Annotated in this window: 27 protein-coding genes and 3 pseudogenes; 4 read left to right on the forward strand and 26 right to left on the reverse strand. The window is 40.9% G+C overall.

The annotated features are described in order from the left end of the window. Positions 1 to 9: 9 nt before the first annotated feature. Positions 10 to 1061 (reverse strand): annotated as a pseudogene (locus tag G4D76_RS05115) (D-alanine--D-alanine ligase family protein). Between the two features lie 129 nt (positions 1062 to 1190). Between G4D76_RS05115 and G4D76_RS05120 the strand changes: the two are divergent. The 3 genes from G4D76_RS05120 (at position 1191) to G4D76_RS05130 (ending at position 5302) form a co-directional block, all read left to right on the forward strand. Next, positions 1191 to 2939, forward strand: a complete 1749-nt coding sequence (locus G4D76_RS05120) for an ABC transporter ATP-binding protein (protein ID WP_213810724.1) — start codon at positions 1191 to 1193, stop codon at positions 2937 to 2939. A 319-nt stretch (positions 2940 to 3258) separates the two neighbouring features. After that, positions 3259 to 4125, forward strand: coding sequence for a prephenate dehydratase (locus tag G4D76_RS05125; RefSeq protein WP_026858604.1), 867 nt, complete (start codon positions 3259 to 3261; stop codon positions 4123 to 4125). Beyond that, the gene (locus tag G4D76_RS05130) at positions 4103 to 5302 is read left to right on the forward strand and encodes a dicarboxylate/amino acid:cation symporter (RefSeq protein ID WP_213810725.1); all 1200 of its coding nucleotides are present in this window, start codon (positions 4103 to 4105) and stop codon (positions 5300 to 5302) included. Before G4D76_RS05125 ends, G4D76_RS05130 begins: the two co-directional genes overlap by 23 nt. A 183-nt stretch (positions 5303 to 5485) precedes the next feature. Here G4D76_RS05130 and G4D76_RS05135 read toward each other — a convergent pair whose 3' ends face one another. From G4D76_RS05135 to G4D76_RS14725, 11 genes are all read right to left on the reverse strand, one after another. Next, on the reverse strand, positions 5486 to 6100 hold the full coding sequence (locus G4D76_RS05135; protein WP_213810726.1) for a DUF421 domain-containing protein: 615 nt from the start codon (positions 6098 to 6100) through the stop codon (positions 5486 to 5488). Positions 6101 to 6212: 112 nt separating this feature from the next. Further along, positions 6213 to 7625, reverse strand: coding sequence for a purine-cytosine permease family protein (locus G4D76_RS05140; protein ID WP_213810727.1), 1413 nt, complete (start codon positions 7623 to 7625; stop codon positions 6213 to 6215). 279 nt (positions 7626 to 7904) lie between these two features. Then, on the reverse strand, positions 7905 to 8861 hold the full coding sequence (locus tag G4D76_RS05145; protein ID WP_371814591.1) for a putative glycoside hydrolase: 957 nt from the start codon (positions 8859 to 8861) through the stop codon (positions 7905 to 7907). Further along, positions 8849 to 9205: a hypothetical protein gene (locus G4D76_RS16680; protein ID WP_371814592.1), complete on the reverse strand. Its 357-nt coding sequence runs from the start codon at positions 9203 to 9205 to the stop codon at positions 8849 to 8851. The genes G4D76_RS05145 and G4D76_RS16680 overlap by 13 nt, the downstream gene beginning before the upstream one ends. Next, positions 9202 to 10419 carry a polysaccharide deacetylase family protein gene (locus G4D76_RS05150; protein ID WP_256440557.1) on the reverse strand — a complete coding sequence of 406 codons (1218 nt, stop codon included), beginning with the start codon at positions 10417 to 10419 and terminating at the stop codon, positions 9202 to 9204. The genes G4D76_RS16680 and G4D76_RS05150 overlap by 4 nt, the downstream gene beginning before the upstream one ends. Positions 10420 to 10427: 8 nt before the next feature. Continuing rightward, positions 10428 to 10553 carry a hypothetical protein gene (locus G4D76_RS15830; protein WP_256440537.1) on the reverse strand — a complete coding sequence of 42 codons (126 nt, stop codon included), beginning with the start codon at positions 10551 to 10553 and terminating at the stop codon, positions 10428 to 10430. Between the two features lie 111 nt (positions 10554 to 10664). Further along, the gene (locus G4D76_RS05155) at positions 10665 to 10829 is read right to left on the reverse strand and encodes a hypothetical protein (RefSeq protein ID WP_213810728.1); all 165 of its coding nucleotides are present in this window, start codon (positions 10827 to 10829) and stop codon (positions 10665 to 10667) included. Then, entirely contained in the window at positions 10830 to 11420 is a 591-nt protein-coding gene (locus G4D76_RS05160) for a nitroreductase family protein (RefSeq protein ID WP_213810729.1), read from the reverse strand. Then, on the reverse strand, positions 11420 to 11632 hold the full coding sequence (locus tag G4D76_RS14715; RefSeq protein WP_371814593.1) for a serine aminopeptidase domain-containing protein: 213 nt from the start codon (positions 11630 to 11632) through the stop codon (positions 11420 to 11422). The genes G4D76_RS05160 and G4D76_RS14715 overlap by 1 nt, the downstream gene beginning before the upstream one ends. Next, positions 11539 to 11823: a hypothetical protein gene (locus G4D76_RS14720; RefSeq protein WP_250130342.1), complete on the reverse strand. Its 285-nt coding sequence runs from the start codon at positions 11821 to 11823 to the stop codon at positions 11539 to 11541. Before G4D76_RS14720 ends, G4D76_RS14715 begins: the two co-directional genes overlap by 94 nt. A 45-nt stretch (positions 11824 to 11868) precedes the next feature. Next, on the reverse strand, positions 11869 to 12255 hold the full coding sequence (locus tag G4D76_RS14725; RefSeq protein WP_250130212.1) for an alpha/beta fold hydrolase: 387 nt from the start codon (positions 12253 to 12255) through the stop codon (positions 11869 to 11871). Between the two features lie 112 nt (positions 12256 to 12367). Between G4D76_RS14725 and G4D76_RS05170 the strand changes: the two genes are divergently transcribed. Then, on the forward strand, positions 12368 to 12634 hold the full coding sequence (locus G4D76_RS05170; protein WP_026858597.1) for a hypothetical protein: 267 nt from the start codon (positions 12368 to 12370) through the stop codon (positions 12632 to 12634). Positions 12635 to 12719: 85 nt separating this feature from the next. Here G4D76_RS05170 and G4D76_RS05175 read toward each other — a convergent pair whose 3' ends face one another. The 14 genes and pseudogenes from G4D76_RS05175 to phnH all read right to left on the reverse strand — a co-directional run bounded on the left by G4D76_RS05175 (position 12720) and on the right by phnH (position 22553). Beyond that, on the reverse strand, positions 12720 to 13541 hold the full coding sequence (locus tag G4D76_RS05175; protein ID WP_213810730.1) for a PhnE/PtxC family ABC transporter permease: 822 nt from the start codon (positions 13539 to 13541) through the stop codon (positions 12720 to 12722). Then, entirely contained in the window at positions 13541 to 13993 is a 453-nt protein-coding gene (locus G4D76_RS16685) for a PhnE/PtxC family ABC transporter permease (protein WP_371814594.1), read from the reverse strand. The genes G4D76_RS05175 and G4D76_RS16685 overlap by 1 nt, the downstream gene beginning before the upstream one ends. Before the next feature lie 25 nt (positions 13994 to 14018). Further along, positions 14019 to 14354, reverse strand: a complete 336-nt coding sequence (locus G4D76_RS16690; protein WP_371814595.1) for a hypothetical protein — start codon at positions 14352 to 14354, stop codon at positions 14019 to 14021. Positions 14355 to 14361: 7 nt separating this feature from the next. Then, positions 14362 to 15101: pseudogene (phnC, locus tag G4D76_RS05185) on the reverse strand (phosphonate ABC transporter ATP-binding protein). Positions 15102 to 15116: 15 nt separating this feature from the next. Next, positions 15117 to 15278, reverse strand: coding sequence for a hypothetical protein (locus G4D76_RS05190; protein WP_213810731.1), 162 nt, complete (start codon positions 15276 to 15278; stop codon positions 15117 to 15119). A 96-nt stretch (positions 15279 to 15374) separates the two neighbouring features. Further along, positions 15375 to 15902 (reverse strand): PhnD/SsuA/transferrin family substrate-binding protein, encoded by a 528-nt coding sequence (locus G4D76_RS16695; protein ID WP_371814596.1) that lies wholly within the window; start codon positions 15900 to 15902, stop codon positions 15375 to 15377. Then, positions 15881 to 16429 carry a PhnD/SsuA/transferrin family substrate-binding protein gene (locus G4D76_RS16700; RefSeq protein ID WP_371814597.1) on the reverse strand — a complete coding sequence of 183 codons (549 nt, stop codon included), beginning with the start codon at positions 16427 to 16429 and terminating at the stop codon, positions 15881 to 15883. Before G4D76_RS16700 ends, G4D76_RS16695 begins: the two co-directional genes overlap by 22 nt. 94 nt (positions 16430 to 16523) lie before the next feature. Further along, a complete protein-coding gene (locus G4D76_RS05200; RefSeq protein ID WP_213810732.1) occupies positions 16524 to 17342 on the reverse strand; it encodes a PHP domain-containing protein in 819 nt (272 codons plus the stop codon). Next, positions 17339 to 18037, reverse strand: a complete 699-nt coding sequence (locus G4D76_RS05205) for a phosphonate C-P lyase system protein PhnL (RefSeq protein WP_213810733.1) — start codon at positions 18035 to 18037, stop codon at positions 17339 to 17341. The genes G4D76_RS05200 and G4D76_RS05205 overlap by 4 nt, the downstream gene beginning before the upstream one ends. A gap of 10 nt (positions 18038 to 18047) precedes the next feature. Further along, positions 18048 to 19223, reverse strand: a complete 1176-nt coding sequence (gene phnM / locus G4D76_RS05210) for a phosphonate metabolism protein PhnM (RefSeq protein WP_213810734.1) — start codon at positions 19221 to 19223, stop codon at positions 18048 to 18050. Between the two features lie 13 nt (positions 19224 to 19236). Beyond that, positions 19237 to 20079, reverse strand: a complete 843-nt coding sequence (locus G4D76_RS05215) for an ATP-binding cassette domain-containing protein (protein WP_213810735.1) — start codon at positions 20077 to 20079, stop codon at positions 19237 to 19239. After that, positions 20066 to 20916: pseudogene (locus tag G4D76_RS05220) on the reverse strand (alpha-D-ribose 1-methylphosphonate 5-phosphate C-P-lyase PhnJ). Before G4D76_RS05220 ends, G4D76_RS05215 begins: the two are co-directional and overlap by 14 nt. Continuing rightward, entirely contained in the window at positions 20913 to 21992 is a 1080-nt protein-coding gene (locus tag G4D76_RS05225; protein ID WP_213810736.1) for a carbon-phosphorus lyase complex subunit PhnI, read from the reverse strand. The pseudogene G4D76_RS05220 and the gene G4D76_RS05225 overlap by 4 nt, the downstream one beginning before the upstream one ends. Further along, positions 21993 to 22553 (reverse strand): phosphonate C-P lyase system protein PhnH, encoded by a 561-nt coding sequence (gene phnH / locus G4D76_RS05230; protein ID WP_213810737.1) that lies wholly within the window; start codon positions 22551 to 22553, stop codon positions 21993 to 21995. It lies immediately after the preceding gene.

Below are 22553 nucleotides of genomic sequence, written 5' to 3' on the forward strand. Positions count from 1 at the left end.
TGTCCCCTTTTAAAAAATATCTGTTTTCAATCTTTCAGAACGTTCATATCTTTCAAGGCTTAATTCAATCAGTCGGTCGAGTGTTTCATTGTAAGGAATACCTGAAGCTTCGAGTAATTTAGGATACATGCTGATGCTTGTAAAGCCGGGCAGTGTATTGACTTCATTAACGATAATTTTACCGTCAGGCGTTAAAAATACATCTACTCTCGCCATTCCTTCACAATCGAGCACTTTAAACGTATCATGTGCAATCTGTATTTTTTTTCGTTCTTCTTCCAGTTTCGCCGGAATATTTAAAAGTGCGCCGCTTTCATCCAGATATTTGAACTGTATGAATAAAAGTCGGTCTGCGAGACAATTTCCCCCGGCACTGAGACGAACAGCTCTTCGTTACCGAGAACGGATACTTCAATCTCACGGCCTTCTACGCCGCTTTCAATCATCACTTTCGTATCGAATGAAAATGCTGAATCCAGTGCTTCATAAAATGTTGCTTCATCTGAAACTTTCGATACGCCTACAGATGAGCCCTGATTGACCGGTTTGATAAACATCGGCACGCCCAGTTTCTCTTTGGCATCCTCATATGTTTGTCCATCTTTTTCATAGTAGCTGAGCACGATTGAAGGTGCGACGCCTATTCCTTTAAGCTCAAGGAGCCGCTTCGTCATGTCCTTATCCATGCATACCGCTGAACTGCGGACATTGCATCCTGCATAAGGAATTTCAGCCAGTTCAAGCAGTCCCTGTATACTGCCGTCTTCTCCTGCAGTACCATGCAGGATCGGCAATACCGCATCAATGTCAATAATTTCACCGTCAGCCATCAGACCGTTTGACGGCATCACTGATATTTTTTTGCTGTTTGCATTATCAAGCGTTGTTATTCCTTCATTATCGTTTGCGAGGAGCCATTCGCCCGCTTTAGTAATATTAATCAGTTTGATATTATATTTTTCTTTATTAAGCGCTTCAAATACGCTTTTTGCAGAACGTATTGATACTTCATGTTCTGTCGATTTACCGCCGTATATAATACCAACGTTTATTCTGTTCATATATGAGTTCCTCAAATCTGTTTATTATGTACCCTTGATTTTACACCAATTCAGACAATAAGTTAATTTTTATAAACAACATACCGGGTAATCTCAACCTTTAAAAAATTTAATAGTGGTATAATCTAAATGCTTATATTATACAAAAAAGGATGGGGCACGGTGAAGAAATTTTTATCTTATTACGCACCTTATAAATTCTTATTTACTGTCGATTTTCTGTCTGCTGTTATCGTTGGTCTCCTGGAACTCGCGTTCCCTGTAATTGTCAGCTTGTTCATAGATGAACTGCTGCCGACCAACAACTGGAAATGGATATTAATCGCTGCTATGGGACTGGTGTTTATTTATCTGTTTAATACATTTATGCAGTTTATCGTAACATACTGGGGGCATATGCTCGGTACAAACATCGAACGGGATATCCGGAACGATCTGTACGGACATATACAAAAGTTATCATTCAGATTTTTTGATAACACGAAAACAGGAAAACTGTTAACGCGTCTGACGAATGATCTGATGAACATCGGTGAAATGGCCCACCACGGTCCCGAGGATTTATTTATTGCGATTATGACACTGCTCGGTGCATTCGGAATTATGTATTACATACATCCTGAACTCGCGATCATTTCATTTATTATCGTGCCGTTAATTTTAGTTATCGCAATTTACTTCAACAAAAAAATGACTGTCGCTTTCCGGGAATTGTTTGGCCGTGTATCCGAGTTCAATCATTTAATCGGAGATAAAATCGGCGGCATCCGTTTAGTTCAGGCTTTTGCGAATGAAGATCAGGAACTTGAAGAGTTTAAAAAAATCAACGACCGTTTCAGGGCAACAAAATTAAAAGCGTATAAGATTATGTCTTTTAATACGTCCAGCACTTATATGCTGATGCGCTTAGTCACGGTGTTTATTCTTATAGCCGGTGCGTATTATGTAATGCAGGGGGAACTGACATACGGTGAGTTCGCTGCCTTTATTTTAATTTCAAACGTACTGTTTAAACCGCTTGAAAAAATTAACGCCGTGATTGAACTGTATCCCAATGGTATTGCAGGATTTAAACATTTTCTCGATACGATGGCGGTACAGCAGGATGTTAAAGAAAAAGAAAATGCACATGCATTAACAAATGTAAAAGGTAATATCCAATACAATAATGTGACTTTCAAATATGAAGAGAAAAATGTACTGACTGATATTTCCTTTAATATTACACCAGGTGAAACGATTGCTTTCGTCGGCCCTTCAGGTGCCGGAAAAACGACGTTATGCTCACTCCTTCCCCGCTTTTATGATGTCTCGGAGGGCAGTATTTCTATCGATGGAACTGATATCAGAGATTTAACATTATCTTCACTTCGTGAAAATATCGGGACTGTGCAGCAGGACGTATTTTTATTTGCCGGTACATTAAAAGAAAACGTTGCTTACGGCAAGCCTGAAGCAACAGACGAAGAAGTTTACGATGCACTTGAAAAAGCGCAGCTGAAAGATCTTGTTGACAGTTACAGGGACGGTCTTGAAACAATTGTCGGAGAACGCGGCGTGAAACTGTCGGGAGGACAAAAGCAGCGTATTGCAATTGCACGTATGTTCTTAAAAAATCCGCCGATATTAGTGCTCGACGAAGCAACGAGTGCACTTGATACGGCAACTGAAATGTATATTCAAGATGCTTTGAACCGTCTGGCTGAAGGACGGACAACACTTGTTATCGCCCACCGGCTGGCAACGATTAAAAATGCAGACCGCATTATGGTGGTCACAACCGACGGTATCGCCGAAAGCGGCACACATGACGAACTGCTGTCACTTGATAACGGGGTATACAAAGGACTTCATCAGGCACAGTTCAGCCAAATATAAATTGACAAAAGAATTCTTAATTGTTAGACTAATTAACATTATTAAAACTTTAATTGATGAGAGTGATTTTTATGTTATCCAAGACAAAAACATCACAATTAAATAAATTCTTTTTCAGCTATTTTAGATAGCGTCTGTATTCCATCGTGGATATAGGCGGGACCTAAATCTATGATGGCTGAATTAACGATGCAGAAACCAGCCATTAGTAAAATCTAATTGGCTGGTATTTTTTATATGTACTTTCACCAGGCCGGTTGGATTTCTGTACACAGAATTCAAGAGGCTTTTTTTCTACTAAAAATAAGGAGTGTTTCAAATGAAAATTGGTTATCAGGGAGTAGAAGGCAGTTACAGCACGCTCGCATGCGCATCTTACGCCGGCGATGAAGAATATACAACTGAGGGTTATATGACGTTTAAACTGCTGGTTGAAGCACTGCTTAATGACGAAGTGGACTACATTGCACTGCCGGTTGAAAACTCGACAAGCGGGCCGATTACGAGAACAATTGATCTGATGAAATATTTAGATGTTAAAGCCGTTAAAGAAGTGTATGTAAAGATTGACCACGCACTCATTTCCAAAAATCCGATTCCACTCGATAAAGTCACAGAAGTTTACTCGCATCCGGAAGCACTTGAACAATGCTACACGTATTTAAGCCGGTACCCGAATATTGAAGTTAAAGAATTCAGCGATACTGCCGGCGCCGTACATATGGTGAAAGAATCAGAAGACGAAACGATTGCGAGCATCGCGGGCAGCCATGCGGCAGAAATGTACGGCATGCATATTATCCGTGAGAACATCAGCGATAACCCGCTCAATACGACACGCTTCTTAATCTTCACGAAAGAACTGAGCAAGAAAGTTCTGCATGAAAAAACATCGCTGTATATAGAATCCGATCACAGCACCGGTTCATTAAGTGATATTCTGGATATCTTTAAAACATATAACATCAACCTGCTCTATTTAATGAGCCGTCCGATTCAAAACAAACCCTTCGCTTATGGGTTCTTTATCGATATAGAAAACGATACGGATATGCAGAATTTCGATGCGGCACTTGCAGTGCTGACAAAGGAAACATCATATATAAATATATTAGGCAGCTATGCTAAAGGGCAAATCCCGGAATATGAAGGAGTGATTCAGAATGAAAAACATACTGACAGGTAAGAAACATTTATTTACAAGAATTGCGATTGGTTTTGCTCTTGGTATTCTGCTTGGTATATTTCTCCCCGATTTTTCTATTCAGATAAAATTTATTGGTGATATTTACCTTAATATAATTCAGGCAATGATTATTCCTATTATATTCGTCGCAGTATCTACCGGTATTATTAATATCGGAAGCGGTAAGGATCTTGGACGCATAGGCGTTAAAAGTGTATCAGTATTTATATTGATGTTTATTGCAACCGCCGGTATCGGGTTATTAATTTCATATCTCGTCAGACCCGGGAACCATATTAATATCGATTCTGCAGGATATGACGGAGAGATTACTTCCCCGTCGGTAGAAGATTTCTTTATGAATATTATTCCTGACAACTTGTTTATGGCACTGACTGAAGGAGATATACTCGCAACAATTATTTTTACTGTTATTTTTTCCATAGCTATTGTTGCAGTTGGTAAAGAAGCAGAACCTGTTAAAAACTTCATTAACAGCCTGTCAACAGTCATATTTAAAGTATTGAATTACATTATGGAATTGACACCGATTGGAATCATTTCCTTAATGGCATTCGCCATTGCAGAGTATGGTGCAGGTATATTCTCAGCTCTCGGTCTTTACATCGTTACCGCGTATGCCGCATGTATTATAGCATTTATCATAGTAATGCTGATTCCAGTTTGGATTTATACGGGAATGACTCCCGTTCAATTCTTAAAAGGCATTTATAAAGTCTGGCTTGTGTCACTGGCAACGACAAGCTCTGCCGTTACTATGCCGACAACTATCAGAGTCACGAAAAATGATTTTAAAGTCAGCGAATCAATTACTAACTTCGTCGTTCCGCTCGGTACCACAATAAATATGGCAGGCGGGGCTATTTCATTTAGTCTGCTCGCTGTGTTCGTATCAGACTTTTACAATATCCCGCTCAGCGTGGGACAAATTATTTATCTCGTAATTATTGCAACAGTAATTAATATGGCAGCACCCGGTATTCCCGGCGGCGGTATAGTGCTAGGCGCTTCATTCCTTACACTGCTTGGTCTCCCAATTGAACTTATGGGCCCAATCGCTGCAATCTACCGTATACTTGATATGGCGTATACAACAATGAATATCACAGGTGATGCAACGGCTGCAATATTAATTGATGAATCAAAAACGCCGTAATAAGAAAAGTACTTTCTCTGCGGAATCATAATTTTTTGGGACAATTCTTTACTTGGGCAATGAACCAAATATTCTCATACAAAAACCATCCGAAATTATATTTCCCGGATGGTTTCCTTTTATTTCTGATGTTTTTGTATAAAGAATCCGTTCTGTTCATCCCATTCTGCAAAAAATATGTCTTCAAGTTCGACCTCTTTCTTCTTTCAGCTTCTCACGGAGCCATGTTTCATCCTTGCCGATTTCTTTAAGTCTCTGATCTTCCAACTTGCCTGCATCAACAAGCAAATAGGATATTACATTTTCCGGATAGTCCGTCTTCAATTCATTACGGCTAGGCGGTTCTTCACCTGCATACTGCATCACCGATAAACCACCGCTTTCTTCAAGTATTGCATACTTAACTTTACTTAAAGAAAATACACCGTTTAATCTGAGCAGCATGCGTACTTCGTCAACATCCATGTTATTTTTCTCCATCACTTCTGCATTCAGCTGTCCGTCATTAATCAAAATTACAGGATCACCTTGTGCAAGACTTTTAAATCTGCGGCTTTTCAATGCAAATTTTTCCAGTACGAATATAAGTAATGCCCAGAAAATAGAGAACAGCATTTCATAAACAGGAACGGTCGCGTCGTAAAGCGATTCTTCTATAATTCCTCCAAGTATTAATGCGTAAACAAAATCAAGAGGGGTAATTTGAGCCAGTTCTTTTTTGCCCATTAGCCTTAAAACAATCAGTACACCGATTAACCCCAACGTTAATTTCAGCGCGTACATCATCATATCTTCCATTGTCTTCTCTCACCTCTATAAGTATTTTCATATACTTACAGAAATAACCCTCCCCATTTAATCAAAACAAAAGGACTGAGACAAAATTGTCCCAGCCCTTTCATCAAACGTTTTATTTTGCTTTCACAATGTCTCTTTCGTCAACATCCTTGATTTCTTCAGCTTTACTGTTCAGGTAGTACTTACCTTTAGTCATATAAGCAATAACGATTGTGAGTACTGCTGCCATTGCTGCTGCAAAGAATGCCGCAGTACTTTGTAAAAATGTTCCCATAAAGCCAAGTGCTGCAACTGTTCCGAGCAGACTTGAAATAATCAGTGACCAGACACCGACCGGGTTCCATTTGTATAAGTACGCCTGGCGTTCTTCATAATATCCCGGCCCGATTTTCATAATCCGTTTTACTACAAGGAAATCAGCAACTAAAATCGCTGCCCATGACATCAGGAATACTCCCTGGAATGTCAAAGCATTATCTAAATGATCTGTAATACCGCCGAGCATTAATATCATTGCTGCGATACCTGCAACTACAACCCAGAATCTGCGTCCCGGTTTAAAACGGAATACGTTCTCAAAGAAGTTCGATAACGATAAAGAACTGCTGTAAATGTTAGTTACGTTAATACGAACCTGCGTCAGCATTGTAAATAATGCACCGCCGATACCGAGTAAGTGAACGATATAAACACCAGGATTCGGTTCGTTTAAACGCACACCAAACCATATCCCAAGTCCACCCATGACACCGTATGCAAATATTTGCGGAATAAATCCAATGGCAAATGATCCAACTTTAATGTGTCCCGGCTTTAAGAATCGAGCATAGTCTGATGCAATTAGAGCAGTCAGCCCAATAATACCGTGCTGCATACCGATACAAAGTAACAGTGCTGTCCCGCCGACCTGCATACCTTCAGGCATGTAAGTCCAGAATGCGCCGTCGTATTGTGATGGGGTCATAAATGCCACAGCGATTGCTGCAATTAAAAATATGAAGAAAATTGGTAATGACCATTTTTGCAATTTATCCAGCTGTTTAATTCCAAACCAGTTAAGTGGAATAACAAGTGTTCCAAATACGACTATAAGGAGCCATACAGGAATAGCAGGGAAGAATTCATGTACTGCATATACGAGGATCATACCTTCAAGGGCACAATACATAATAAAGTTAGAAGCATATATTAAAGACGTCAGTGACGCACCTATGTAACCGAAGCCTCCGCCCCGCGACATCAGATTAACGTTCATTCCCGACCTTGCTGATAAGTAAACGATAACTGTTCCCAGCACTCCTGCAACGATAATTGCATAGGCTGCTGATATAAGCGCATTAATCGCACCGAATTGGAGTGCCATTACACTCCCGATTTGAAAGTAGAAAATTGCTGTGGCAATGCCAAATGTAATATTTGTAATGCTGAGCCAGCCCATTTTGCGTTCATTATATGGAACTTTTGATAATGAGTGATCGCTTTCGCTTGATTCAATCAGTTGACCTCCCGCGTCTACAGAACTCATAAATATCCTCTCCAATCTTATGAAATTTTATATTAAGACGACTTTTACACTATACACTGTTTAAGTTAACAAATCAATCCCTTGTGTATATTATTACACTTTATAGTCGACATAATATGTATATTAACAATTAAATTGAAAGTATACTATCGAATTAATGATGAAACTATATTTCAAAATGCATAATATTTTTGAAATTCTGCACAAAAATGCACTAGCTAAATATAGACGAAATCCCACGTCATCACTAGGTTTTCTGACATGGGATTTCAATGAAATTTATTGATATTCAGTACCTTCAGAATAGGTATTTTGAGCATTCCACAGTAAATATTCTTCAACACCATTATCTTTTAATGCCTGAATCTGGGCTTCCACTTCTGCCGCACCGTAATTTATATAATTACCCGGGCCTAAATACGAAGCGGTAAAGTCTTGAATCCACGGTCTTGATTTCGGCGGATCTTCAAGTTTACCGAGCACTTCATTTTCTACTTTCATATACTCATCAATTACCGCGTAAGGTTCAGTATCCGGTGTTGCAAAGTCAAACGCCCCTGCACCCCAGTGTGAAGGATAAATCATCGATGAGATAATATCGACATTATTGGCTATCTGTGAGAAGTTCTGACCGATACCAAGTGCTTCCCGCTGTGTTGCCGCATAGCCGAAAACATCTACCGAGACGTCAACATCATAAGATTTTAACTGTTCATTTGCATAGGCGACAAAATCTGTTACTGCATTGACTCTCTGCTGCACTTCATCGGTTTCAGTATCACCATATTCACCGAGATTGTAAGTCAGATCAGCAGAAAGCGTTTCGAATGACTCTGGGAATCTCACATAGTCAAACTGGATTTCTTTAAATCCGAGCTTGGCCGCTTCAATCGCTATATCAACATTGTAATCCCAGACCTCTTTAAGAAACGGATTGACGAAACTTTCACCGCTGCCATTTTGCCAAACGGTCCCGTCGCTGTTCTGATACGATAAATCCGGACGATCCATTGCCAGCCTCGAATCTTTAAAAACAACGATGCGTGCAATCGGATAAATCTGATTATCTTCAAGTGTTGTCATCAGTTGTTCCGGATTAACGTAATCATACATATGACTCTGTGCAATTTCATTATCTACATCGATCGGCATCATGATGTCCCCGATATCTTCTTTAACGTCGATTACCATTGAGTTTAACTCCGTATTATTAACTAGCTCCGTCAGTTCCTGCATTCTTTCCCCGCCTGCGGAAAATCCAGTAACAAAATACCTTTTACGCCTTCTTTTGGATAAGCAATATCAACACCGGACTGATGTTGAAATACAGGTGTGGTATCGTCATTAACTGCGTACAACGGACTATCATTTAAGTTCAGTGACAACGCTGGTTCTTTCGTATCATCTTGTACTTTTTCTTCAGCAGGATCTTCTGTTTTTTCTTTCTGACTTTCTTCTGTTGTCTCTTCTGCAACTTCAGATTCTCCGCTGTCCATCTCACCTTTTATAGCCAAAGCAAGCAGGAAAAACAGCACAGCCAGTATACTTCCGACTAAGATTAAAAAGTTTCTTGTACTCATTCAGTCACCCCACCTTCTGAATTGATGAGTTTCGGATCAATAAGTGAATAGCCTTTATCCCGGAGGCCTTTAACGATATCCGGCAACGCTTCACTCGTCCACCCGCGGTCATGCATCAGCAGATTGGCGCCGTCACCGAGCATTTCAGTATTAACCATTATGTCACTGAGTGCTCCCGGTTCCTGATATTCCGGCTCCCAGTCAAAGCCGTAGGTCCAATTCATTACAGTCATATCTTCTTCCTCAGCGATACTGATTGATGCTTCAGTGTTCACGCCAAACGGGGCTCTGAAGAATTTTGGACGCTTGCCGATTGCTTTTTCAATTAAGTCACTTGTATCGATAATTTCAAGGGCTGTATCCTCGGGGGTAATCTCTTCCATATTAAAGTGATTGTAAGTATGATTGCCAATTTCAAAACCAAGTTCGTGTATTTCTCTCAACTTCTCCTGGCCTTCTTCAGATTCTATAAACATTCCGTTAACAAAGAATATGGCAGGGGCGTCAAGATCTTTTAATGTATGAGCTATAGCAACTGCATTCTCGTCCGGTGCATCATCTATCGTAAGAAGCACAGCTGCTGAATCAACATCATCTGTTGATGGCACAATAGCCGATGTTGCAGCATCTACCGTATACAGTTTTTCCGGCTCGCTGTTTTTCGCTGCTTCTCCTTCTGATTCAGAGTCAATACTTTCTGACTTTTCACTGCTTGAAGTCTCTTCATCAAGTGCAGTTTTTACTTCATTGCTGTAATTTTCAAATGCTGCAAGCTGCTCATTGATTGACTGGTAGTGTGCGGCCACCCCTTCATGAAGACCATTTACTTCTGCCATCCCGTCAGTCAATGTAGTATAATCCGCTTCTTCGCTAACGAGCGATTCAAAAAATGCTGTTTCTGAACTTATAACTTCCTGATAACCCGTCTGGACGTTCTTTACCTCCTCAGCCAGCTGCCCAGCAGCAGCAGATAAATTATCTACCGTTTCTTCATTCAGTGTGTCACTGCCGCTGACATCAGCAGATTTAAGTTTTTCAGCAGAATCCTGCAGTTCTTCATGTATTTTTGCCAGCCCAACTGCCAGTTCAGACCGTTCATTTAAATTCTGATACAGCGGTGACTGATCATCTTTAAAACTGGTCAGTGTCTCATCTGTCAGAGATTCATTAAACAAGTCGGACAGTTCTGCTTCATAATCAATCATGCTCTGAATGCTGTTCGTTAATGCCGGTGCTGTGTTTCTTCAATTTCTTCAATATTTGATGAAACTTTATGTTCCGGACTGCCGCATGCGCCAAGTATAACCATAGTAGTCATAAGCATTATAGCCATTATGTATTTTTTCATCGATAACACCCCAATCAAAATTCATTACACATTATAAAAAATAAAAAGAGGGTAACTCCATATAATGAAGTTACCCTCTCTGCCGTAAAAAATGCATTTTTTACATTTATTTCATTTAGAATCCGGATCAATACTTACGCTGCAGTACATTCCCGCAATGAATAGTATAAGTACCGCGAGATAAACGATAAAATTATACTCGATAGGAATAATTGTACCTACGCTGAACATCAGCAGCGTCGCTGTTAAGAATAAAAATATTGCTGCTTTTTTCATTTATTTGTCATCCTCTGTGATCCATACCGTTTTCTCTTCAAACGGCATGCGTTTAGGTTCCGGAATCTTCTTCATATCCGGCTCTCCTACGAAGATCACACCTAAAATTTCTTCTTCCTCTGTCAGATTAAAGTACTTTTTAACGGGTTCAGCATAATAAGCCGGACCACTCTTCCATATCGCACCAAGGCCGAGACCGTGGGCTTCAAGAAGCATATTCTGGACTGCAGCAGAGACCGCGGATACGTCTTCAATATAAATCGCCTTGTCATTGCCTGCTTTAGGACTCAGTGCCACAACAATTGCAGTTGGTGCAACAAGCGGCTTCGCACTAAGTTTTTCAATGCGTTTCTGACCCGCTTCACTTGCCGGATCGTCCACTCTTGTCTTCGCCCATTCACCCATGATGCGTGACAATGGCAGACGTCCGTCGCCTTGCAGCACGAAAAATTTCCACGGTTCTGTATGGTGGTGATTCGGTGCCATTATCGCTGCCTGCAGCAGCTGTTCTACAATTTCTTTACTAACCGGCTCATTATCTTTAAAGATTTTAATGCTCCGCCTTGTTTGTATTGCTTCAGTTATATTCATTATATTTTTTCCTCCGTACTTTTCAGACGCTCCTCAATCCAGTTTATAATAGTATTGAAAATTTCTGTCTTCATAGTAAATTCATTAAATATTTCATGCTCCAGCTCAGGATAAATAATCAATTTCTTATCATCTGAAGATATCTCCTCGTGGAATTGCACTGAGTCCTCACTAGAAACCAGTCCGTCATTTTCACCATGAAGAATGAGCACCGATCTTTAAAGTCTCCTGCTTCAAGTTTTAAATATTCGATTCCTTTTTCAAGAGTTCTGATCAGACCGACAGATATTTCTTTTTTATTCAGCGCATCCTCAACGTAATGCTTAAGGACGATTTCGGTGCTGCAGAGCCCTTTGCCAAGTTCATTTTTGACATAGTCATTACTGTCTAGACCGACAGGCACACCGGCAAATAGTTCATGATGTAACGCGTTAAGCGCCCGATGTAATTACCCTTCAACTTTACCTGGATATTTTGTGCCGTACAGAGCAGCAGTATATCCGCCCATACTGTGGCCGATAACAAATACTTGCTGTTCAGGCAGAAGTTTTCTCGTATAGAGCACAATTGCACCGAGATCATCCGTGATCTCATCGACTTTAGAATAAAAAGTATTCTCTCCCGATGAATGGCCATGTCCGCGCTGATCGTAGCGAATGACGTTAAATCCGCTCCGTATTAACACCCCTGCGATATCATCGTATCTTCCAAGATGTTCTGCAAGACCGTGGACAATAATAACTGTCGCCTTCGCTGTTTCCGGCTCTTCTGTCGTCTGCACTTTCGTGTAAAGCAGTGTTCCGTCTTTAGACTCAATGTATTTTACAAATGACAAGTTCATCACTCCAATCTCTGTTACTTGAAATTATAACCTTTCCGGCGTGAAATTGCATATCTTAAAGGGTTAATATATTATTGATATAAATACTAATTATAAAGGGGCAAATATGTCTAATCAAAAAAAATATATACTCTCATTTACATGCGGGTTTCTCTTATACCTTATTATGTTTGTCGCATTAATTTATTTTAATTTTATTTATTATACGACCGGCTTTTTCGCTTTCGTTATTTTTGCTTTTATTTCATCGGTTCTGTTTAGAACACTTGCAAATAAATTCGCAAAAGAAGGCGATCGTCCGGATTTGTACTATATGATTTTTATTGGGAGCTTTGTTGTGCCGACGCTGATTCATATGCTGTTCTTTATATAAAATCTGGAACAGTATAAACAAAAAATCGTCCTTGCCTGTTAGAGCGCAAGGACGATTTTTAAATTTTAAAATGCTTTTCTTACTGTTACGCCGCCATTTTTAAACGGTTCGCAATCAGTTCCAAGATAATCGCAACAGCAAGAATAATCAGCGTGATTGCACCGACTTCCTGCATATCGTAATAGAATGAGCTGGCCATGAATAATTCATAACCGATGCCGCCGGCACCGGCTGCTGCACCCATCGCCACTGCTACACCGAAGTTAATTTCGAACCTCAGGAATGTCCATGAAATCAGAAAGCTTTTAGTCTGGGGCACTACAACCTGGAATAAAATATGGGGATAGCTTGAGCCAGTTGCACGAAGTGCTTCTATTTTACCCTGATCGACTTCTTCAAATGCTTCCGAGTATGCTTTTACAAGATACGCTATCGAGTGGAAAATCATCCCGATAACTGCCGCAACTGCGCCGAGTCCTGCCGCAATCGCAAATATCAGTACCCATAATACAGTCGGTACTGCACGCACGACTGTTATAACTGCTTTTATCGTGTTGCTGATCCACGGCTTCGATAAGTTTACTGCCGTACCGAATGCGAGAAACAGTGAAATCACTGCCCCTAAAATCGTCGCTAAAAAAGCGAGGGACAATGTTATGGCAACTTGCCATAATGCACTGGACCATGTTGTATTATTTAAACTCGGCGATAAAAACATCTGTCTGAGATTATCGATTGTCATCGGAATTGCATGTGCTAAATCGAGACCCGAGTAATCCATTAAGAAGAATCCGATTACTGTGAAAATCGCAGAACCGATTAACAGTCCTTTTAAGATCCTCTGTCCTCTGTTCGGTTTAGAGACTTTAATGCCGCCATTTTTATTATGTTCAACAACTGCAGTCATTATAAAATCTCCCTTCTGATAATATTCGATATTGCCTCGATAACTAAGACAGCAAGTACTATCGCAAGTGTAATCAGCGAGACCATTTCATAATTCAGCTGTTTATAATACAAGTCGAATAAGTAGCCGATACCTGTACCGGTCAGAAGTCCGACAAGCGTGGCACTTCTAATATTTGTTTCAATCATAAATAAAATCCAGCTGAACATCTGCGGCATGCTGTCAGGCAGTACCGCTTTAAAAATCGTATGCCAGTATGTTGCTCCTGTCGCTTTCAGAGCTTCGACTGAATCCTCACTGCCTTCATCGATAGTCTCAAGGAATGCTCTGACTAAAAATCCGAATGAACCGAAAAATAAAGCTAAAAATCCTGTCATTGAGTTCGTTCCGAAACTGATGACTAAAATTAACGCCCACGCTACCACCGGAATGTTACGTGAAATTGATGCCACGATTTTCGCTGCATACATCAGCGGTTTATTTATATAAGTCAGCTTTGAGCCTAACAGTGCAAACGACTGCGAATACTGCAGCTGTTGTTGTCGAAACAATCGAAATTAAAATTGTTTCCCATAACAGACGCAGCACACTGCCGAGATTTGACAAGGTAGACTGTGAAAACCACATGTTGCTTGCCATCCATGATATTGCCGCCGGAATTGACATGATACCTTCAACGTGACTGTATTCTGTTATGTAGCCTGCAAGCATAATCAAACCGACGATAATGACGACTGTCAGCAGCAGATATAAATTTTTCTTTTGAATAATAGTTATTTCATTTGCATTAATAGTGCCCGTTTTACTCATCACTCGTCACCTACTCCATGATTAAATCGTCAAAGTCTGTACCATAAACAGCCTGAATAACTTCTTTATTAATTTCTGTCGGATGCCCGTTAAAAACAATTTCACCGCTGTTTAAGCCGATAATTCTGTCGGAATAATTTTTCGCCACATCCACCTGATGCAGGTTCACTATGACTGTAATTCCTTTTTCACTGCAAATTTTTCTCAGGTGTTCCATAATTACTCTAGAAGAACTTGGATCAAGCGACGCAATCGGCTCATCACATAAAATAATTTTCGGTTTCTGCACTAAAGCCCGAGCAATGCCGACACGCTGTTTTTGTCCGCCACTCAGCTCATCGCAGCGTTTATAAATATGATCTTCGATACCGAGTTCGGTAATGATATCAATTGCTTCTTCTTTTTCAGATTCTGTATACAATGAAAAAATTCCCTGCAGACTGTTTTTATATCCGAGTGTTCCATGCATCACATTTTCAAATACCGACAATCTGTCCACCAGATTATAATGCTGGAAAATCATCCCGATATTTGTTCTCATATTACGGAGCTCTCTGCCTTTAACATTCGTTATATTTTTATTGTCGAAAGTTATCTTTCCGGAAGTCGGTTCTATCATGCGGTTAATCGAACGAAGTAAAGTAGATTCCCGGCTCCCGATGGACCGATAATAGACAGCAGTTCACCCTGCTTAATTTCAAAATTAACGTCTTTAAGCACCGATTTCCCTTTTGAATATTCTTTGTTCAGGTTTTCATCGACACATTACAGGCATTTTCTTTTAGTTTCTGCTTTCGTCGCAATCTCTACTTCATTACCTGTAATTTCCAAATCTTCATCGAATGAAATAAGTACTTCTTCTGCTTCTTTATTGTTAAAATCCGTTCTGGTTTCCGTGACTTCTTTTACTTTACTGTCCACCGCCATAAATATTGCCTCCTAATTAAAAAGAGGGGGGAATCCCCTCTCTGTTAAAATAAATACCTTTATGCTGTTAAGTATGTTCAGTTATAAATTAGTTGCTCAATTCTCTGATTGGATCAACCACTCATCTTCAACAACTACAAAACGCTCGTCTGCCGATTTCGAGAATAATCCGCCTTCTTCTGCATCTTCAGGTACGAAAATCTTTTCATTATTCGCTACTTCTTCATCCGAGGCGAATACTTCTTGCAGTTCTGTAACAACATCTGCGCCTAAAGTGCTTTCGTTAGCGATAAACGGCGCATTCAGTACAGGTGTTGCTGAAATAATTCCAAATTGTTCGCCTGCTAAGTTTGAAAATGGATCTGCCGCGCCTTCAGAAACTTCGTAAATTGCTCCAGGTGTATTTTCTTCACCTTCAGCAAGTTCTACGTAGTTTTCAAGACAAGTATCACAAAATGCTGCAACGTCAGCTCTGTCATTAATTAAGTTAACTGCAGAACCCTGATGTGTATTACCGAACATCACCTGTTCAAAGAAACGGCCGCTTTCAGCTAAATCTTCTTCTGTTAAATCTGCAAACTCTTCAGTTTCAGTAAATTCATTTAAAATCGTTGATGTTGGCACTCTGAATCCTGAAGTTGATGAAGTTGAAACAAATGAAAGTTGCTCCCCGGAAATTCATCGATTGAGTATTCGCCTTCGCCTGTTTCATACTGCTCCATGTGCTCAACTGCCGTTGCAAACCAGCTGTAGTATAACGCATCTTCTTCATCTTCAGTTCCTGACGGGCCTGACGGTACGACTAAAGGAACGATGTTGTCATTGCGTTCTTTAGCTTGTATGTATCCTTCTGCGCCTGTAAATGCCAGATCCGCATTATCATTAGCAATGCTTTCGATTGCGATCGCATAGTCTGTAGTCAGTTCATGTTCTACTTCTCTGCCGGTCGTTTCTTCTAAAATCGCTCCGATTTCTTCACGTGCATCTGCCAGCTCACTGCCGGATTCGTTAGGGTACCAGACGACACTTAGAGGCTCGTCACTATTTGCTGCTGCATCTGCTGAACCTTCTTCAGTACTCTCTTCTGTGCCGCATGCTGCAAGTGCTAATACAAAAACCGAACCAAGAAAAACATTGAATAACTTTTTCATTTTCAAACTCCTTCAGTTTTATTTACATGCTTAATTTAAAATCATTACAAGCTGCAAGTAAATGCAATTTACAGCTACTTAACACATGTTTATCTTATCTAAATAATTGAGATGTTTCTCTTAACAATGAGCTGTCGATACCAATCTCAACAGCTGCTCCGAAATCTCCGTGAAAGTCAGAGCCACCCGTCGTGAAAAATCCGTACTTCTCTATCAATGCATCAATTTTTTCATAATCTTCCTGACCATGGTCGGGATGAACTTTCTCGAGTCCATCGATCAGCGAATAGCTTTCATCAATCAGTTCGTAGCTGTTCAATTGTCCTGGATGAGCAATGACAGCGAATCCGTTATCTTTCTTTATCGCCTTTAAGGCATCAATATAATCGATATATTCAATGTCCCCAGCTGCCGGGCCACTGTTTTTAAACAGTGTACGGTACTTCGTCGTATACTTTGGGCTCGTGTAATGCTCATCGCAGATTGCGTGCATTACATGCTGTTTATATATAACTCCGAGAGGTCCCACTGTCTTTTTCACTTCGTCAATATCAACATCAATACCATATGCTTCTATCTTTTTTATCTGTTCCATTGAGTGTCGATGACGCTCACTAAGTAAAGGCTCTGTTAATTTACTAATATTCGGCGCATCAGGATCGTAGTTATAACCGAGCACATGCACTTTTCGGCCTCGTTTAAAATCATATGCCGATATTTCAATGCCTGGAATCAATTCAAGGCCAAGCTTATTTGCATATGGCAGCGCTTCATTATATGTCAGATTTGTGTCATGATCGACGAAGCTTAACATTTCAACATTGCGTTTTTTTGCAAGATCCATCACTTTATTTACACTATCTTTACCATCGGAAAAGTTACTGTGAAGATGCAGATCTATTTTGCTGTTCATATTGCGCGCTCCTCAAGCGTTTTCGTATTCATGTCGTAAACTTTATTACAGAGTCCGTCCATAAATTCAAGGTCGTGAAAGATTCCAATCAGTGTCGTACCGTGATCAATCAGTTTTGAAATCGTTTCTCTTACTTTCATCTTTGAATTCTCATCCAGTGATGCTGTTGGTTCATCCAGCAGCAGCAGACGCGGATTTTTAACGACTGCACAGGCAATATTTAAACGCAGTTTCTCTCCTCCGCTGAAAGTATTAGGATAGTTGTGCCACAGCGCTTCCGGGATATCGAAATGTCTAAGTGTTTCTTCTGCTTTTTCAGCTGCAGTAGTTTTCTCTTCGCCCATTTCGAGCATGGAATTAATGACGAGTTCAAGCGTTGTCGTACGCGGCATTACTTTTAAAAACTGAGAGACATAGCCAATTTCACGTGTGCGCAGTTTAATCAGTGCTCTGTCTGAAATAGTATGAAGGTCTACTTTTCCAAATATTTCAGAATCATAGCTGACGATGCCTGACGTCGGCTTATACGTACCGTATATACTTTTTAAAATAGTTGATTTCCCGCTGCCGCTTTCCCCGACAATACCGAGAAACTCTCCTTTTTCTACATCGAACGATACGCCGTTGATTGCTTCTCTTGTCTGTTTAAGATGATGTATTGTGAATGATTTGCTGAAATCATTTATTGTAATCATGATTTTCCTCCTAATCGATTCTGTAGTGGTAACGGCTGACTACTTTTCCATTGACGATGCATTCCGTTATCGTTGGATAATCATCAAACAGCCTGATTATATTCAGATCTGCTTTCTTGCCTGCTTCAATTGAACCAATTTCATCATCCATCTGGACTGCCTTAGCCGGATTTAATGTGATCAGCTTAAAGCCTTCAGTCAGTGGATAATTCGCTTTTCTGTTGAGTTTAAATACAGAATGCAGCATTGCTGCCGGATAATAGTCGCTGCATAAAATTGAAATGCAGCCTTCCATAATCGCATCCTGCGCATTTAAGTTTCCTGAATGCGAACCGCCGAGCATTATGTTCGGCGCACCGGCCAGTGTATACATTCCTTTACTGTGCGCGTACTTCGCGACTTCCATAGTAATTGGAAACTCACTGATCGATGTATTCAGCGATTCGTTAAAATCAATCTTTTCAGTAGCATCATCATCGTGGGAGGCAATCGCAATCCCTTTACTACGTGCCAGCTCGGACATCGTTTCCATCTCTTCAACAGATAGTCTCGACAGCTCTTTTTTCACTGCAATCTGTGCATTAATTTCATCATCTGAAAGATCTTTGTAGCCCTTCATGGTATGACGGTATTTTTCAATATCCCGGTACTGGCCCTGGCCCGGTGTATGGTCCATAAAGCTGAGCAGATGAATGCGATTTTCTTCAATGTGTTCTTTAATCTTGTCCATCATTTCAACCGAGTCCAGCTCAAAGCGTGCATGCATGCGATGTCTGATTAAATGTTTTTCTGAATGTGTACGGTGAATCGCATGAATCAATTTATTTACATTGTCCGGCTGTCTGACAGGCTTATGACCGAATAAATCTTCTTTATAAATAGATAATGAATGGAACATCGTCGTAATACCATGTGAACTTAAAATTCTTTCTGACTCTTTAATGCCGATATTAAAATCCATGATTGTCGTCGGTCTCGGTGCAATAATTCCTTCGATATAGTCCGAATGAATATCGATAAAGCCCGCACTGACGTAACCGTCTTTTGCATTAATGACATTACCGTAATCCTCTGTGTTGACCTCATTCATCGGGAGCAGTTTTTCAATAGTGTCGCCGTTTATCACGACCGCATAATCTTCCAGAATTTCGTTTGCTGTAATAACGCTGCTGTTTATAATTATCAAAACCTGTTACCTCCTAAAGAATTGAATACACGAGCTGCTGTGTGTATTTGTGCTGCGGGTCTTCCAGTATCTGATCGGTAATACCGTGCTCGATAACTTTTCCGTCGAGCATCACCATCGTACGGTCGCAGAGCATGCGGATAATCGCCAGGTCATGTGATACGACAATCATGCTGACTCCCATATCGCGCTGAATTTCTTTGATAAGTTCAAGCACATCGGCCTGTACTGATAAGTCGAGTCCCGTCGTTACTTCGTCCAATAATAAAATTGGCGGATAGTTCGATAATGCTTTCGCTATCTGTACACGCTGCTGCATACCCCCTGAGAAGTTTTTAGGCGCTTCATATTTACGGTCCAGGGAAATATTTACCTTCTCTAAAAAGTGATCAGCACGGCCGGTCATCTCGCCAACATTACGGCTGCCGCTCGCAATAAGTTTTTCTGCGATGTTCGTCACCGATGAAAAATCCATCTTCAATCCGAGAATCGGGTTCTGATAAACCATCCCCAGCTGTTCGTTTCTGATTTGTCTTTTCTTCTGGCTCGACACATTAAATACGTTGCCTTCCACTGTACTGTCTTCCGGCAGAATATAATCCCCTGACGTCGCATCCTCATCAAAATACATCATTTTCATTAATGTACTTTTACCGCTGCCGCTTTCTCCGACAATGCCGAGTATTTCTCCTTTATATAAATCAAATGATGCATCTCTTACTGCGAATACTGTATGACAGTGCGGGCACATGTTTTTCTCCAGTTCAAAAGACTGCTCCCGGCAGTATTCACAGCCGCTGCCAAATTGTTTTGATAAATCTCTAACCGATAAAACTACATCATCATTTGCCGGCATGTTGTACAGCCTCCTCGTTCAGCTTTTCAAGCATGTAGCTCGTATCATTCGTTACATAGTAAGTCTCGCCTGTTTTTTCATCCTGCAGTTCATCCATATAAACACCTGACAATCCGGATTCACGGCATACTTTGTCGTCGAACTGTTCAACTTCAAATGGATAATCTTCAAATGCCAGTGACTCAACTTTCGTGTAAGGCGGCACCGCGTGAATTTTCTTCTCGCGTCCGGCACCGAGCAATATTAATCCTTCGTTGTAATTCATCTTCGGATTATCAAACCGTGGAATGGGACTCGGCGCCATCACGTAGCGGTCGTTCACCATTACAGGATAATCCGCATCGTCAGTAATATGTCCAAACTTCATAATCTGTTCGAATAATTTTATAAACGCGCCGCTGTATTCTTTATCACCGTGGAGCATTTTTTTTTGCGTTCGCTCGATTCAACCGTTCTTAACGCTTCCGGCTGCGGTACTTGCAGCACTAATATTTGGAACGGCTTCAGCGGCACTTCTGGAATTCTGTGCCGTGACTGAATAAGTGTCGCTTCGTCTGTATGAATGGTCTCGGCAACGCCTGTCGTGTTCTGCACAAGATTTCTTATATTTACTGCGTTGACCGATTCATCTGAACCCTGGTCAATAACTTTCATCGTATCTTCTTTACCGACTAAGGACAGCGTCAGCTGCAGACCGCCGGTGCCCCAGCCGCGCGCAATTGGCAGCTCGCGAGATGCGAACGGCACCTGATAGCCCGGAATGGCGATAGCTTTTAAAGTTTTTCTGCGTATTTCTTTTTTTGAATGTTCATCTAGAAATGCGAAGTTCTGGCTCACTGCTGGTCCCCCTTACTTTGACGCATACGGTCTAATTTTGATTGGAATGTTACGTAATGCGGCAGTTTCAAGTGTGAGATAAATCCTGTCGATTCAACAGAATCGATATGATACAGCACAAATTCATCATCACTCGTTGCGACACCCGGCTCTGGATGTTCCAGACTGTAATCGAGTACACTCATTGCGATTGCTTTCGTTTCGTTCTGACCGAAGACGAGACCGTAGCCGATTTTAATCATGAGATCTTTGTCACCGGCATCCGAGTCATCTTCATCAAGATCCGGCATAAATGCGTCGATTTCTGTTACTTCAAAATCACCGATAAAATATTCTCCGTAATCATCGTCAGGATTAATATAGACCGGCTGCTGGCCGACACGGCATTCACCGATATTCGGATGCGCTGAAATACCGTAACCGCGAATTTCCGCATAGCCGAGTGATGTTACTGCGCCTGTCTGACCACGTGTCAATGCCTGCAGCCGCTGACTTCTTGTACTCGGATACTCAATTGCTTTCTTCGTAATATCATCCGGTTCATCATTATTTACTTCTTCTCTTTTGAAGAGTCCTTCATCTTCTAAATAATCGATAACTTTCGGCAGTTTATCGAGTTCGTAATTGAACGGCACTTCTTTATACTTAATTGTCTCTTTCGGACCATCCGCCATTTCTTTTAAAGCATCATCCAAAAGACGGTGCGTATAATCTGGTGATGCGCCTAAGATCTGTCCGCCGGGAATATCTTTAAAACTTGCCGACACGCGGCGTTCAACGAACATTTCACGCGTATCCGTTACTGTTGAATAATATAATCTCGGCAATGTCGAACGGTGTGCACGCATTAAGAAAACCGCTTCTTCCATATTCCCTTCCGCCTGTTTGATTGCCAGCGCCGCGGTATTACGGTCGTAGAAACTCGCTTCGCTCATAATCTGATTGATGAGCTGGCGCATATTCGTTTTAATGTTTTCGACTTCGATATCCGCGCCTTCTTCAAGACGTCTGTTTTTATATAAAATAACTGAGTTATTAATAGCATGTGCGCCGCCTTTAACTGCAACGTAACCCATCTACAGCACCTCCACTTTGGACGTTCTCGGAATCATTACTACGTTGTTATTTTTATCTGTCAGAATGAGATCAATACCGAGCGGGTACTCTTTACATATGTCATTGCGGAGTTCGATCCAGCGGCTGTCTAAAGACAGCTTTACATCTGTCGTATTCTTAATGCCGGGACCGCTGAGGCGGTATTCATTGCCTTCACCAATACTGTTTGCTTCAATTATTAACGTCGCCGACTTTTCCGGAGAAATTAAAATGCCGTGCATCACTTCCGTAAAATACTCTCTTTCTAAATCAGCTTCTTTTGAAACGATAAAATCAGCAGTCGTGTAATCTTTGTTCGGGATGCCTCCTGTTAACACCTTTAATTCTTTTCGCATCGTTTTATCACGTGAGAAAAAAGAAACCTCATTATCGAAGAGTGTCATTGAAATAAGCAGTGCTGCATCGCTGAAGTCCGAATAATTTTTAACCTCTTCAGTAATTAACTCGATGTGGCCGGGACGGCTCGCCGCGTTGACAAGCTGGCGGTACACCGCTTGTGTTGTATGTACTATAGTTTTCAC

Source organism: Jeotgalicoccus sp. WY2 (genome assembly GCF_018437745.1).
Lineage (GTDB): Bacteria > Bacillota > Bacilli > Staphylococcales > Salinicoccaceae > Jeotgalicoccus > Jeotgalicoccus psychrophilus.